Here is a 16,637-nt window from a genome sequence, read left to right as displayed (position 1 = left end):
TTTTTATTGAAAGATAGGGGTAATATAATGATAAATAAAATTGAAACTGAAAAGGCTTTAAAGAAATATTTAAAGAAAAAAGGAGTATACTCTTTCTCTGTTTTAGTAGGATTCTTAATTACAGGAAATATTGTTTTAGGTGCTGAATTTTCTTTAGATGAAAGACAAGAATTATTAAAAAGTGAAAAAGAAAAAATTGCTGAAAAAATATTAGAGTTAAGAAAAGATTTATTTATAATAAAAAATGCACAGGATAAGAGTACACATATAATAACTTCTGTGGAGATAGGTAGAAGAAGTGCACATCATTCATCTGATAAAAAGATTAATGAAGAACCTAGTATTAATATACCTGATATTAGAGATGATGTGAAACCTAATGTACCAGATATAGATAATCCATTACCTAATGAAGATAGTATAGTAAAAGAGCCTGAATTTAAGTTTGATGAGGTTGGAGAAGTAGCTATTAATGATAAGTTGCCAGATATAGATTTAAATCTTGGAGATTTAACTATGCCTGTAGAGGATATAAAGGATGAAAATTTTAATACCTTAACAAATGGAATATCAACTCCAAAAGAAATAGAAGTTAATATAAATACAAATATGGGAAATATAACACAACAGGTGATAAAAACAAATACAACTGCACCTACAATAAATGAGGTTGTAGATTTATCTCTTTTTGAAGTGAAAACTATAACAGTTGGAAGTCCTAATGTAACTACTCCAGATAGTTTTTCTCTTGATACAGTAAAAATAAAAACAGGAAGTTTTTCTCAAGATACAAAAACAGATTATGCTAAAAGAAAAGAGAACCCTGATAATTTATATATTGTAAAAAATTATACTGAGTATAAAGCAGATGAAGAAGGATTTAATATTTGGGTTAATCAAGATTCACTTTTTTATGATAATAAAGCTTCAGGAGGAAATAAGCAACTTACTGTAATAAAAGATAATAAAACAGAAATACTTGGATATGAAGATGAAAATGGTCAAACAGGAAAGTATACAGATAAATATAAGCCATATAATACAAGTGATAAAGCAGGGCTAACAACAACTTTTATAAGTGATGCTATTGGAGAAAATGTTACAGTTAGTGGAAAATATCATTTAACATATGAAGGAAATAGATATGGAATAATCGATAATAATAATTTATATGTAAGAACATTTTTATCGTCTTCTTCATATGGTTTAAATAGTAGTAAAGAAAATATAAAATTAACAGAGTTTACGGGAGAACTAAATTTAGCAACAACTGATAATAATGCTAATATTATTGATTATCCTGATAAAGATACTAATGGTGATGGTGTTATTGATAATACTTATGATGATACTATTAATAAACTTAATGGAAATTTAATTGGTTTAGAACATCAAATATGGGATTATGATAATGATAAAAATTCTATTCTTTTAAATTCTGGTAAAATAAATATAGGAATGAATATAAATAGAACGGGAAATAATATTAATAAAGCAATAAATAAAAATATGATAGGAATTATGATAGATTCAGCCCAAAGTTCTTCAAATAAAAAGAAAAATAATCAAACTATAAATGCAGGTGAAATAAATATAATAAAACCAGAATATAATCTTCCTAATACAAGATTTACTCCTAGAAATAATATAGGAATATCTTTTGAAGAAAATGAATCTGGAAATAAGGCTGGAGCTATATTAAGAGATAATGTATATATAGGAAAAATTAATATAGGAGATAATACTACTCAAAACTATGGATTTAGAATGGGTAATATTTATAACAACTCAAATATATATTTTGATAAAACTAAAATAATAGGAAATTTAAATAATGATGAAACAACTATTACTATAAAAAATGATGATAGAACTGATAGAGTAATAAAAGACTATACAAGTGATATAGTTGTAGCAGGAAAACAAAATGCTGGAATGGTAGTAGGTAAAAGTTTAAGTTCTAATGCTAGTGACTACAAAGATATTTTTGGAGAAAAAAAAGTTAATCCTATTGCTAACTTTGAAAATATATCTATTAAAGTAGATGGGGACCAAACTATTGGTTTTGTAAGAGATAAAAATTATTCTGATAATAATACTAATGATATGGTTATTACTGATAACAATTTAAATAATGTAAGATTTGGTGCAAATGCTAAAAACTCAGTATTATTTAGAAGTGAGATGTATGGTATAACTAATGGAAGTACTATAGATGTAACTGTAAAAGAAAGAACAGTAAAAGAAAATTCTAATGATATTCCAACTTATAATGTAGCTATGCAAGCTATGGCACAGACTTGGGATGGAACTAAGGATATTAATTCTTCTGGAAGTGTAACTAATGGAATTGAAGTAGAAGAAAATGGAAAAATAGTAATAAAAGGTACTATTTCAGGAACTACTAATAATATGATAGGTATGATGGCTAGTGGGGAAATCACACTTGGAGACGGAGAAAATAATAGTAATTGGCAAAATGGAGATAAACTTAATGAAGGAAAAGCCCTAGCTACTAATAAGGGAGAAATTTCTCTTACTGGAAATAATAATATAGGTATGGCTATTATGGACGATAATAAAGGAAGTAATAGTGGAACTATAGAAATTATAGGAGAAAAAGGTGTAGGAATTTATAATACAGGTACTTTTGAAAATAATAGTGGAACTGTAACTGTAAATGGAAAAGATGGAATAGGAATATATAATGACAATAGTTTAACTTTAGCAGAAAGTACTATAAATATAGGTGGAGAAAATAGTGTAGGAGTATATTCAAAGGGTGGAACTATTGATTTTGGAAAAACTACAATCAAAGGAGATGGAAATGCTATTGTAGGTATATATACTACTAAAAATGAAACTTCTACAATGGAAAATAATCAAGATATTACACCTGATGTTACTTTAAAAGGGGAAGTTTCAATAGATGGAACAAAAGTAGGACTTGTATCTGATGGTGGAATTACAAAAGTCGATGCTAAAGGAAATATAGGGTATTCAGGAAATGGTTTTGCTCTTCAAACTATAAATAATGGAAAAATCGTATTTGATAAAGATTCTACTTTAACTTTAGGTGGAAGTGCTTATGGAATTAATATAAATGCTAAAGATAAAGGAGAGGTAGGAAAATATATTAATTTTAATGGAGCAAGGATAAAGATAACATCTAATAATGTAACATTATTTAATATTGATGGAAATAACGAAAATTATTCTAGTGAAAAAATAGAATCAGGAGATACAAATTTACCTGGAGAGCCATATCTAAAAGATTTCGTTGGAGAATTTATACTTGATAAAAATGGTTATGAAGGTTATAAAATAGCTTCTATTGAAAATGGAAATATTCTTCTTAATAGTTCAGAAGAAAACAATAATAATGAAGGATTTTTACGTCAGTATAAATTTCAAAGATCAAGAATAAATATGATTACTGATACTAATCATACTTTATCTAATGAAGATGCTAGTACTTATTTTAATGGAGAAGTAATTGGAATAGGTATTAGTTCTACTTCTAATATAAAACAAGATTATACAAAAGGACAAGATGGTAAAACAATAGGAGAACAACAAAGAGAGGAAACTCAGATTAATATTACAAATAATAGTACTTTAACAGCTAATAGAACTGATAAAGCTCCTGAAATATCTCAAGAAAATAAAAATACTAAATCTACAATAGGAGCTTATATTGATTATGGAGTAATTAATATAGGAGAAGAACAAGATAAAGCAGGTCATATAATAGTAGAAAATTCTGATTCTAATAATGGAGATGAAATAAATAATAATGGAATAGGAATTTTCTCTAAAAATGGCTCTAAAGTAACAGTCAATAAAGGTTCATCTATTACTGTTTATGGAAAAGATGGAATAGGAATCTATGGAGAAGCTACTAAAGAATTTTATAAAAATGAAGATGGTACAATAGATACAACTAAAAATAAATTTGGTGGAAATATTACTAAATTAGAAATTACCAATGCTGGTAAAATAGATGTTTCATCAGGAATAGGTGGAGTAGGAATATTTGCTGATGCTAGAGAAGAAAAAGAAAATAGAGGAACTGTTACAAACTTTGGAACTATTATAGTAGGAGAAGGAATAACAACAGATTCTAGTGTTGGTATCTATGGAAAAAATACTGAAATTACTAATACAGGAAGTATTACAGTAGGTTCTAATAAAAATAATAAAGATAATACAGGGGTAGGAATCTATGCTGAAAACTCAAATGTAATCTTAGGAGATAAAACTTCTACAGATAAAAAAGTAGAATTTACTTTAGGAGATGGAGCTACAGGAATATATTTAGATGGAGATAGTAATCTTACTTTAGAAAATGAATTAGTATTTAATAGTTTAAACCCTAAAGATTCTGTAAATACAACTAATAGAATAGGAATTTATGCTAAAGGGGAAGAGGGAAAAAATAATAGTGATATTAGTATAAATAAAAATATTGATATAAGTAATGTAATAGGTGGAAAAGCAGTTATAGTAGATAATAGAAATATTAATAATACCAGTGAAATAACAATTTCAGGAAATAACGGAAGAGGAATAAGAGTATTAAATAATGGAACTATTACAAATAATGGAAAAATAATAGTTGGAGAATCAATGTTATTATCTGAAACAACTGAAGAATTCAAAGGTTCATCAATAGGAATGGTAGCAGCTAATAAAAATGGAAAGATAGATAATGAAGGAACTATTGATATAAATTCTACAAGTGGTATAGGAATTTATGTAGATAATACCAATAATACAGAGGAAAAAGATAAAAACTCTATAAATTCAATAGGTAATATTAACCTAAATGGAGATAAAAATATTGGAGTAGTTGCTAAAGCAACTGATTTAGAATTTGGAAATGGTAAACTTACTACAAGTGGAATTACATTTGGAAATTCTAATGGAGTAGGAGTTTATGCTGAAAATTCTAATATTACTATTAATGAAGATATTTCAAGAAACTTTGAAGGAAATCAAACTAATAATATTCTTATAGCTAGTATTGGTAAAGATAATTCAAAAACAAAAGTAGTTACAAATAATGGAGATATTTCTTTAAATGGAAAGAATAATATAGGAATATATTTGTCAGGTAATACAAAATATACTAGTGATATTGATAATAATAGTATAAAAGGAAGTATAAAAGTTTCAGATGGTGCAATAGGGATTTATGCTAATAAAGGGGTTAAGGATTTAGAAAATATTAATATAAAATCTATTTCAACAGGAGAGCAAACTATAGGGGTAGTTTTACAAGGAACTACAGATAAAGAAAAGAAAAATATTAATGGAGACATTATTTTAGAAGGTATAGGGGAAGGAAAAAATATAGGAGTTTATGCTAATAGTTCTAATGTTGTTGTAGAAGAAGGTAAAATATTAACTCTTAGTAATAATGGAAGTAATGGTACAGGAATATATTTAAAAGATTCTACTTTATCAGGAAGTGGAACTGTAAAAATAACAGGAGAAGGAATAAATAATAAAAATAGTGTAGGAATTTATTATGCTTCTGAAAACGAAAACCCTATAATTTCAGATAATGCTGTTAAAGTAGAGATAGATAAATCAAATACTATAGGAGTATATGTTGCTAATGAAAGTATATTAACAAAACAAAGTAGTGGTGGAGTAACAATAGGAACAAGTAATACTCAAGTAGAAAATGTAACAGGATTATTAGCAAGTTCAGATTCTACAATAAATAATAAAGGTTTTGTAACATTAAATAATACTTCAAAAAGTATAGGTATAGCCTCTTTAGGTGGAATTATTAATAACTCTGGAACTATCACTTTAGGAGAAAATGCAAATAGAGGAACGGGAATATTCTTAACTGGAAATAGTAAACTAGAAAATACAGGAACTATTATCATCAATGAAAAAGCAGAAACTGATAAAGAAAATCCACAAAACTCTCATTTAGGAATAGGTATCTACACTAAAGGGGAAAATGTAGAGATTGGTTCTACAGGAAACTTTGAAATGGCTAGTGGAAATATAGCTATCTATTCTGATGGAACTAATATTTCTAGTGATATAATCCTTGCTGATAATTCTAATTTAGAAAAAAATAGTGGAACAACAGCTTTAGTAGTAAAATCTGATAAAGATTCAACAGATGCTAATGTAACTAAAGGAACTACTATTGGTGGAACTGATGAAAAGAGAATGAATATTACTTTAGCTAAAGGTTCTACAGGTATCTATGCACTAGATTCAGGAGTAAGTATTTCTAATGTTTCAATAGATGCTAAAGCCCATTATGAAGATAATGATAAATTATCTTATGGAATTTATTTAAAATCAGAAAAAGATGGAAATTATAACATTTCTAATACTGATATAGATTTAGTTAAAGGAGTAGGAATAGTAGTAGGAACTTCAACAGACAATTCAAATACTAAATTAACTTTATCAGGAAGTACAATAAATATTGATTCTTATTCAGAAGGTAATGACCCTGATACAGGAGTAAATAAAAAAGAAACAGGAATAGGTATTTACACTAATTCTGGAAAGATTGCCTTAACTGGAGGAAATACTATTAACACATCTTATGGAGTAGGAATTTATGGAGGAAATGGTTCTGAAATTACTACTTCAAATGGAGATACTTTAAATCTTCAAGGATATTCTGTAGGAGTATATTCTAAAGGTGGAAATGTAACTTTAGGAGAAGGAACAAAGATTTCATTTGATAATTCTATAGAAACTCCAGTAGTTTCTGGAAAATATCAAGGAGCAGGAGCTTATGTATTAGATGGGAATCTTACTTCGTCAGCAAATATTACAAATGAAAATTCTAAAGATGCAGATGGAATAATAGGACTTTTAGGAAAACAAAATGGAGCTATTAAAACAGAAGTAACAAATAATGGAGAAATTACTTTATCTGGAAAATCTGTAGTAGGAATGGCAGGACTTGGAAATAAAGGAAGAGTTCAAGGAGTATCTATAAAAAATAATAATAAAATAACTATAGAAGGTGTTATAGAAAATAAAGATACTGCAGAGGAAAAAATTTACTTGTCTACTGGAATTTATGGAGATAATGTAAATATTTTCAATAATAGAAACGGAAAAATAGAAGTTGGAGATTATGCTACAGGTATTTACTACATAGGTACAAAAACTAATGATATAACAAATAATGGAACTATAAATATTTCAGGAATAGAAAGCACAGGTATTGTTTTAAATGGAATAGCAGGAAATGTTTCTTTAGGAAATATCTCTGGAAATACAAATGGAAATAGAAATCTAGGAATATACCTAAATAATTATTCAGCTACATCTACAAATATAGGAAATATTACTTTAGGAGATGAAAGTTTAGGATTATATATTAATAACTCTAGTACAACTATTAATAGTTTAGGAGATATTACTACTGGTAAAGAGGGAATAGGTATAGCTTCTGTTGGAAAAATTGAAAATAATACAATAGATGATAAAACAATAATAAATTCTAATGGAAAAATTTCTGTAGGAGAAAAAGGAACTGCTATTTATGTAAAAGACAGTAACTTAACTATGAAAACTTTAGGAGAAATAGACGTATCTAAAAATGGAGCTTTATTGCATGTAAACAATGGAGTTCTTGATTTTACAAATAATACCCTTACATCTTTAGAAGTTAATAATGGGAATATTGGAATGATACTTGAAAATGGTGGAGATATTACATCTACTAATGGACAAAAAATTTCTAATATTGAGGTAACTGGTGGAGGAGCAGGAGTAGTTATTAAAGGTTCAACTACAAATACTCCAAATATATTGGATAAACAAACAACAATATCTTTAGGAAGTGGAGTATCTATTGGTAAAAAAGAAAATAATATAGAAGAATTTAATTATTCAGTAGGAGTTTATTACAAGGAATCAAATATTCTTTCTGAAAATCAAGAAAATCCAATTAATATTAATATAGTTCATAAAGAAAATTCTCATCATACAATAGGAACTATTTATGATAGAACTTATGGAACTATAGAGAATTTTAATTCTAGTATGTGTAAAACATCTTCTTATAGTATAGGTACTATTATTAGAAGAGAAAATTATAATGAGGCAACAGATAAAAATAATAATAATAGCGTAACTTTAAATGCTGGAGAAAATTTAGAATTCTCTCAAGGAAAAACTTTAGTAGAGGTAAATGGAAAATATAATATAGGTATTCTTGGTAAAAATTCTGTAATAGTGGCTAATGGAGATATAAAAGTTGGATTAGATGAAAATGTAGAAAAACCTAATGAAAATAAAAACTCTATAGGAGTATATTTAACAGCTAATAATAAAGGATGGAAACATTCATATACAGGAACAGGAGATATAGAGGTTGGAAGCCATAGTTATGGTATTTATTCTAAAAACTATAATGTAACTCATAATGGAAATGTAACAGCTAAAGGAAAAGAAAGTGTAGGAATAGCTGGAGTTATAGAGGATAAAAATAACCAAGCTCATGACCATATGCATACTGTTGCTGTAAAAGATGGAATAATTACAGTTTCTGATGGAGCTATTGGAGTATTTGGAAGAGATACTAATATTGAAGTTGCAAATGGAGATTTAGAAGTATCTGGAGAAAATACAACAGGAATAGCAAGTATCCATAATGGAAATATAACTTATAATGGTACTGCTAATGTTTTTGGAAAAGGAACTGCTGGAATCTATAAAAATACTGTATTAAATATTGAGGATTTAGGAAAAATTGAAACAAGAGAAGATTCAAATCAAGATTCTAAAAATACAATAACAGTAGGAGCTGGAGAATGGGAAGTTAATAATTTAGCTACAGGGATTATGGCTATTTCTAGAACTAAAAAAGATGATGGAACAATTGATAAAACAGGAGAATCAATTATCATAAATAATAGTTCTAATATGACTCTTGGTGATGGTTCTATAGGAATTTATTCAGTAGGAAAAAACATTGTGGATAATAAAGGAAATATTTCTGTAGGTGGAGCTCTTATGGATATTGATGATAAAACTTACGCTTCTATAGGAATCTATATGGCTAACGGTATTGGAGGAGAAAGACCAAGAACAACTGGAACAAACTCTGGAACAATAACTGTAGCTAATAATGGAGGAGTAGGAGTACAAGTAGTTGGATATGTAGACTTTACTAATAGTGGAAAAATAAATATAGAAAATGGTGGAGTAGGAATGCAAGCTTCTTATGGAGCAACAGTGGTAAATGCTGAAGGAGGAAATATTACTGTAACAGGTAAAGGAACTGGAATGATAGCCACAGGTACAGGTTCTCAAGCTATAAATAATGGAACTATTAATCTTGAAAAAGGTGAATATTCATATGGAAATAATGATAATCTTCCATATAATACTTTATTAATAGGTATGGGAGCTATTAATGGTGGTACTATTACAAATGGAGAAAAAGGTATTATAAATATAAATGATGGAATAGGAATGTATATAGATAGTTCTTCTGCCTTTGAAAATAACGGAGCACTTAATGTAAATAATGGTGTTGGAATTATGGGAGTTGGAGAATTAAAGAATACAGGTAAAATTAATATAACTTCTTCTAATGGAATAGGTACTGTAGAACTAGATAAAAATTTATCTGATAAAGGAAGTCTAGTAATAGATAAAAAAGAGGGAATACTAGAAGTAAATGATAACTTCTCAAATATTGGTGGAATATTAGAAACTGATTACAATATCAAGTTAAATAATCCTACAATAGATATTACTGCTGGTGGAGCTGGATTTATAGCCCCTGAAATGTCAGGAGATATTAAACTAGATTCTAACTTTGCTTTAGAAGGAGATGGCTTATCATATACAGTAGAGGACTTTATAGACCCAAGTGCTGACATCAATATTAATACATCACCTTTATTTGATACAGAATTAGTTGAGGGAGATTTAACTGTCAGCAAGGTAGATTACAAAGACATAAGTGTTGGAAGTAGATATGATAGCTTAGAAGATTCTTTAGATAATATCCTTGTTAATGGTGGAAAAGATAGTGAAGTATTGAAAAATCTAAACTACTACTTAGATAGCTTGGGAAATACTACTGTATTTAATTCTGAATACAATAGAATAATGGGTGAAATTTCAGGACTTAATACATACTCTAATCTTCAATCAAGAATGCAAGATATCAGTAGAGTATATGATAACTCATTTAAAGAGTTAATTGGCTCAGGTACCCCAACATATGAAAATTCTAAATTTAATATTATCTACACTGATAATGAATATACAAACAACAATGAAAATATAGCTGGATACAAATACTATACAAAAGGTGTCAACTATATGAAAGAGTTTGATGGATTAGATAGATATGGATATACATTAGGATTTACAGGAACAGAGTTTAAATTTGATGGTTCTGCTACTGAGGAAGATGTTTACTCATTAAGAGGAGGAATCCACAGAATTAAAGAGTATGACAATGGAATTACATTTACTACAAGAGGAGATATTGGTTATAACTATCATAGAATGGATAGAAATATAAATAATAACTCTATAAATAGAAAAGCCCATTATGGTTCTTACCAAATTGGTTTAGATAACCAATTAAGAAAATCTATATTTGTAAAAGACAATAGTAATGTTGGAATTTACACAGGTTTAAATCTTGAATATGGAATCTTTGAACATATTAAAGAAAAAGGAGATATAGGAATAGAAGTTAAATCTAACGACTACTTTAGCAGTAAAGCAATGTTAGGACTTAACGGAAATATTTCTAAAAACTTAGGAGAAAAATGGAGAGTAAGTCTTTTAGGAGATGTTAATTATTCTTATGATTTTGGAACTAACTATGATGAAAATAGAGTAAGAACAATAAATTCTTCTACAGGTTACTCATCATTAGAAGCTCTTGAAAAAACTAGAGGGGTTGTAGCAGGAGAAATAGGAGTTAACTTTGATAAGGAGGACTATTTAACAATAGGATTAAAAGGAAGAACAGAAAGAGATTTTGAAAGAGATGAGGACTATTGGTCTGTTGGATTGACTTTCACATTTAGATTTAATGATTATGGAATTCCTGAAAATCTATTAAATGTAAAATCTTTATTTGGATTTGATAAGGATAAAGCAGTTGATAAAGAGTTAGAAAGTGTTAAAGAAGTGGCTCAATATGTAAAAGATAATAATGTAGATGGAAAAATCTTAATAGAAGGTCATACAGATAGTATAGGAAAAGAAAAATATAATAAAGGACTTTCAGAAAGAAGAGTGAAATCTATAGAAAAAGAGGTAGTTAATATACTAGGAGATGCTTCTAAAATTGAAACTAGAATTATAGAAACAAAAGCCTATGGAGAAACAAAACCAGCTGTATCAAACTCAACTAGAGAGGGAAGAGCACAAAATAGAAGAGTAGAAGTAAGTATTATTGAAAAATAGTTAATATTTATAAAAAGTTTTTAGAATTAAAAAACTCGAGGGTAATACCTCGGGTTTTTATTATATATTTTAGAAAATAAAATAACAGTTAAAAATTTTAAATATAATTTGCAATGAAAAAAGAATAATAATTAAAAATTGATATTAAAAAAGAAATAAAAGTAAAAAAATCGAATAAAAATAACTAAAAATAGTTGATTTTTTTAAAAAGTTATGTTATTCTAAAAATAGAGAGAGTTTATTTAGTGAATGGACAAATTAAAAATTAGCATGTTAGGTAGGGTAGATAGACCTTTTTATTCTAAAGATTTCTATTTAGCAATAAGGAGGATACCCATATGCAACATTACAATGAAACAGAAAAAAATTTAAAAAGATTTCTAAAATCAAAAGTAAAAATTACAATGGCAACAGTAGTAGGATTTTTAATAGCTGGTACTGTTGTTTTTTGTGCAGATACTGATAAGGTAACTTGGAGTTCTGCAAAAGGAGTTTATGATAATAAAGCATTAAATGATTTGAAAACAAGCAAGCTTGTTGTTGGAAAAGATGGAAATCTAGTAATTAAAACAAAAGGTAGTGCTTATTTGTTTCTAGAAGATTTAAAAAGTGCTAAAAGTATAAAAGATGTGAGAAATGCCTTGTCTCAAAGTATAAAGCACAATAAAAATTATATAGATGAAAATAATCAAGGAAGTTATGTAATAACAGGTGCTTTAGCTGGTCAAGGAAAATATAGTTATGGAGTAAGTCGTCTTCAAAATTTAGGAAAATTAGCAGGTAATAAATTAGGACCAAATTCAAAGAAAATTTTGGAAATTTTAGATAGAACGAATACTAATTGGTTTAGTACAATTAAAGGGTCAACAAATACAGAAATTGGAGATTTAGAAAGAAAAACATCTCCTGTAGTAGTAGGGTTAATAGGTGGAGATATGGGAGTTGGAGTAGGTGAAATAAATGTTCCTTTTATACCTACTAAAATAACATCATACACTAGAGAAGAAAATTTAAAAATAACAAGAGAAGGAGACTCAGTTGTAACAGTTAATAGTGGAAATTTAATAGGTGGAAGTGTAGGAAGCACAGCTATATCTTTAGGAAATATAAAAGTAGAAGCAGAGAAAAAGGTTTCAAAAACAAAAGTTAATCTTGATTTAGATTTAAATGGAAATGCAACAACTACTATTAATGGAAATACAGAATTAAATATTAATGGAACATCAAACATAGCTGGAGTTACAGGAGGAGGATTATCTACAGCTATTGGTGGACAAGCAACTTCTATAGTAACAGGAGATACTAAAATCAGTATAAATTCAGTTGTAGAGGGAGAAAAACATATAGATGGTATTACAACTGGGTTATTTGGAGGAGGAATGTCAGTATCTACTCTTGGTGGACAAGCTCATTCTGAAACTAATGGAAAAACTAATATAGATATTAAACAAGGAGTTGTAGGAGGTATATTTGGAGGAGGAGCAGCTTTATCTACAGATGTTTCCCAATTTTTAAAAGATAAAACTTTAGGTGGAACCTTAAAAGATGATAAATTTACAATAGAAAAATCAGGAATTAAAGCTACTATTTCTGGATTAAATGATGGTGGAAATTCAACAGTAAAATCTAAAGATACAAATATTAATTTATCTGGAAATACATCAGCAGCTGTTATATTAGGAAGTGGATTAGCAGTATCTCACCAAAATTCTCCTCAAGGAAAAGCTCCTACTGAAAAAGATAAAATATCAACATCAACAGTAGAAGTTGGAGATACTAATATTGTAGTTAATGTAAATAAAAATTTAAGTGAAAATAAAAATGAAATTCCTAATATAATTTTAGGAATGAAAGGAATTCTAACTAAAAAAGATTTAGTAAAAAATCTTCAAACAATCATAATGAATACAAAAGATAAAGGAGTTGTAGTTGGAGTAGGTGGAAATGGAATTTCTATAGCTGCAGATAAAGGAATATCAACAGTTACTGCTAATAACACAAATATAGATTTACAAAAAGGCTATGTTGTGGGAATTTTAGGAAATGGAATTTCAACAGGGAATGGTTGGACAAAGTCAACTACAGAGGTAAAAGAAAAATCTACAATAAATATTAATGGAGCAGAAGTAATAGGAGTTTCAGGAAATGGACTGGCTCTTTATTACGGAAGTGGAAATTATGATGGAAGATTAAATTTTGAAGGAAAAGTAACCACAAAGGTAAAAGATAGTGAAATTAACTTAAATAGTGGTTCTATAGATGGATTATTTGGTGGAGGAATAGTTATAGATGATTCACAATCAAATAAAACTAATGCTGAGGCTATTATTTCAGGAACAAGTACAATAAATATAAAAGGTGGAGAAGTAACAGAATTTGGTTATAAACATCTAAATAGCTTAATGAAAACAGATAAACCATTGGGAACTCAAAATATAAAAACATACTACAAAGAAGTAACAGCTTTAGGAGAGGGAGTAGCCATATTTGGTGGAGGAGTAGCCACAGGAAATATGGGTAAAGCCTATGTAGAAAATTCAATAATTAATATTTTAGATGGAACAGTAAAAGGAGATATAGTAGCTGGAGGAATAGCCACAGCTGGAGCAACATCAACTGTTAAAAATTCTACAATAAATATTACTGGTGGAAAAATAATAGGAAGTCTTTATGGACAAGGAAAATCTACAAAGCTAGATGAAAAATCTGGAGTATCTACAGTAGAAAATTCTAATTTAATAATAGATGGATATAAAGGAGATATTAAATCTATTAAAGATTTCCATAATATAGAAGTAAAAGAAGGAACAGAAATAACAACTGATGAAATTTCAGTTATAGGAAAAGTTAATAAAACAACTACTCCTGTAACTATGGATTCTTCTGAAACAAGAGGAAAAATAGTTAATAGAGGTGTTATTAATATTTCTAATCCTAAAGATGATTCAAGTAGAACATTTATAACTTTAAAAGATTCTGATTTGGAAAACTATGGAACTATAGGAGTTTACTTAAAAGATAAAGTTTCAGCAGGAAATGGAGTAACAACAAATATAGGAAAAATTAAGATTGAAGATAAAACAGCAGAGAAATTAGAAAGTATAGATGTCTCAACTTTATTTGGAAATGAATTTAATAGTACAGGAATGTTAATAGACAAAGAAAATAAGGTTGCTATTGATAAAGATGATAAAGTAATTGGAAATAAAGAAATTGAAATAAGTGAAATAAATCAAAATGAGGGAGTTTATTTAGCTGGTAGAGTAATAATCAAAGGTGGAGAAAAACCAATAGATTTAAAATCATTAAATATTATTGGAGCAGTAAAAACTGAAGATGAAACAACTATAAATGATACCACTCTTAACTTTGGTAATGGTGGAAATTTAACAGTAACAGATTTAAAAATTTCTTCTGGTTCTATAAATGGAAATGGAGATAATACAGCTGATATTTTATTTAAAGAACAAGTTTCTAAATTAACATTAAATAATAATACAAGAGTTAATGGAAATATAGGTAATAACTCTTCTAATGGACAATTAATATTAGAAAATTCTAGTATATATGGAGATACAAAGGTTAATTCTTTAGAAGCTAGAGGAAATAGTTTGTTGTCAGGAAACTTAAATATAGGAACTACTGACATTAAAGGTAACTTAACATTAACTTCTAATTCTAAGTTAGAGAATGGAAATACTGTTAATATAGATAAAGATGGAAAACTAGTATTACAAGTTTCTAATAGTGATGGAAAAACTAATGCTCTAGGAAATTCTAATGGAGTAATAGTAAAAGGAACACAAGATAATAAAGAAGATATAGTGTTAGATACTACTTATATTTATGGAAAAGATACAGAAATTTCTTTAGGAAAAAATACTTTTAAAGATATAGGTGTTGGAGTAATTAACAATAATAATGGAGTATATGTTTTAAAGAAATCTGATTTATCAACTGATGGAAGTACAGAAAGTAAACTGTTAATAGGATATAATGATAAGTTATTTGAAGGAAATAGTATCTTAAATAATATTAATAATGCTGCTGCAAATGTTAGTGATTATTTTGAAGGTGGAGAAATATCTCTAAGAGAAAAACAGCTAGATACAATATATTCTTCTAATATTTATTCTGAAACTGTAAAGGCTTCTTATGAAAATATTAAATTGTCAGAAGATACTTTATTAGGAATAGATAGAACAGTTAAAACAGGAGATTGGGGAGCTTCAGGAAAAGTCCTATATGATAAAAATCAATATGATAGAAAAGGAACATTAGGAAAAGATTATGATTCTACATTAGAAACATCTGGATTATTAGCTAATTTAGAATATGGAATAGATGATAATACATCAATGGGATTTGTTTTCTCTGGCTCAAAACAAAATTTAGATTCTAATGGTGGAACTTCTAAAGGAGATGTATTCTATTTAGGAACTTACTCAAGAAAAACAATAGGAAATTATAATTTAACTGCTGGAGCTGGATATCAATTAGGAAAATATGATACTGATAACAAAGCTGGTAGATTATTATCAAAAACTTCATATAAAACAAATTCATTATCAGCATATGGACAAGTAAAATATATAGCTAAATTTGAAGGAGTATCTTTTGAACCAAAAGTAAGATTGGGATATACTTATATAGAGCAAGATGATATAAAGGATTCTTACTTTAAATTAAAAGATGCTGATATATCTACTTTTGATACAACAATAGGATTGGATATATCAAAAGAAATTGTACTAAATAGAAATACTTTGAGATTTGTAGCAGGTGTAAATTATACAAAATTATTTGGTGATATTGATAAAGAATTTAAGGGAAGTTTTATAAATGGTGGAACCTTTAATATATTAGGTGCTAATTTAACAGAAAATTCTGTAAACTTTACATTAGGTACTGAGATAGAAAATGAATTTGGATTATTCTATAATTTAGGAGCTTCATATACAATTGGAAGTAATAAAACAGAAAATTATGGAGCAAACTTAGGAATAGGATATAGATTTTAATAAAAGTAATATGTAAATGCTAATAAAATATAATTTTAATATTGAATCCTTATTATAATATAGAAAACTCGAGGGTAATACCTCGGGTTTTTTATTGTTATTTCTAAGGAAATTATAAATTGATTTTATATAAAAATTTTTTAATTTTTTATATGAAAATAGACAAAAATAAGT

The 16,637-nt window shown here is 27.6% G+C and carries 2 protein-coding genes; both read left to right on the top strand.

The annotated features are described in order from the left end of the window. Positions 1–27 precede the first annotated feature (27 nt). A complete protein-coding gene (locus HF862_RS08015; RefSeq protein ID WP_170187351.1) occupies positions 28–11,442 on the top strand; it encodes an OmpA family protein in 11,415 nt (3,804 codons plus the stop codon). A 338-nt stretch (positions 11,443–11,780) separates the two neighbouring features. Next, on the top strand, positions 11,781–16,463 hold the full coding sequence (locus HF862_RS08010) for an autotransporter outer membrane beta-barrel domain-containing protein (protein WP_170187350.1): 4,683 nt from the start codon (positions 11,781–11,783) through the stop codon (positions 16,461–16,463). Positions 16,464–16,637 lie beyond the last annotated feature (174 nt).

Origin of the sequence: Fusobacterium sp. FSA-380-WT-3A, from assembly GCF_012843705.1 — a bacterium.
Classification (GTDB): domain Bacteria; phylum Fusobacteriota; class Fusobacteriia; order Fusobacteriales; family Fusobacteriaceae; genus Fusobacterium_B.
Note: the sequence above shows the minus strand (reverse complement) of the source record. Positions and strands in the feature narration are given on the sequence as shown.

Excerpts from the sequence above, each read along its gene's own strand:
- HF862_RS08010 (WP_170187350.1), top strand. The coding sequence starts at position 11,781 with ATGCAACATTACAATGAAACAGAAAAAAATTTAAAAAGATTTCTAAAA.
- HF862_RS08015 (WP_170187351.1), top strand. The coding sequence starts at position 28 with ATGATAAATAAAATTGAAACTGAAAAGGCTTTAAAGAAATATTTAAAG.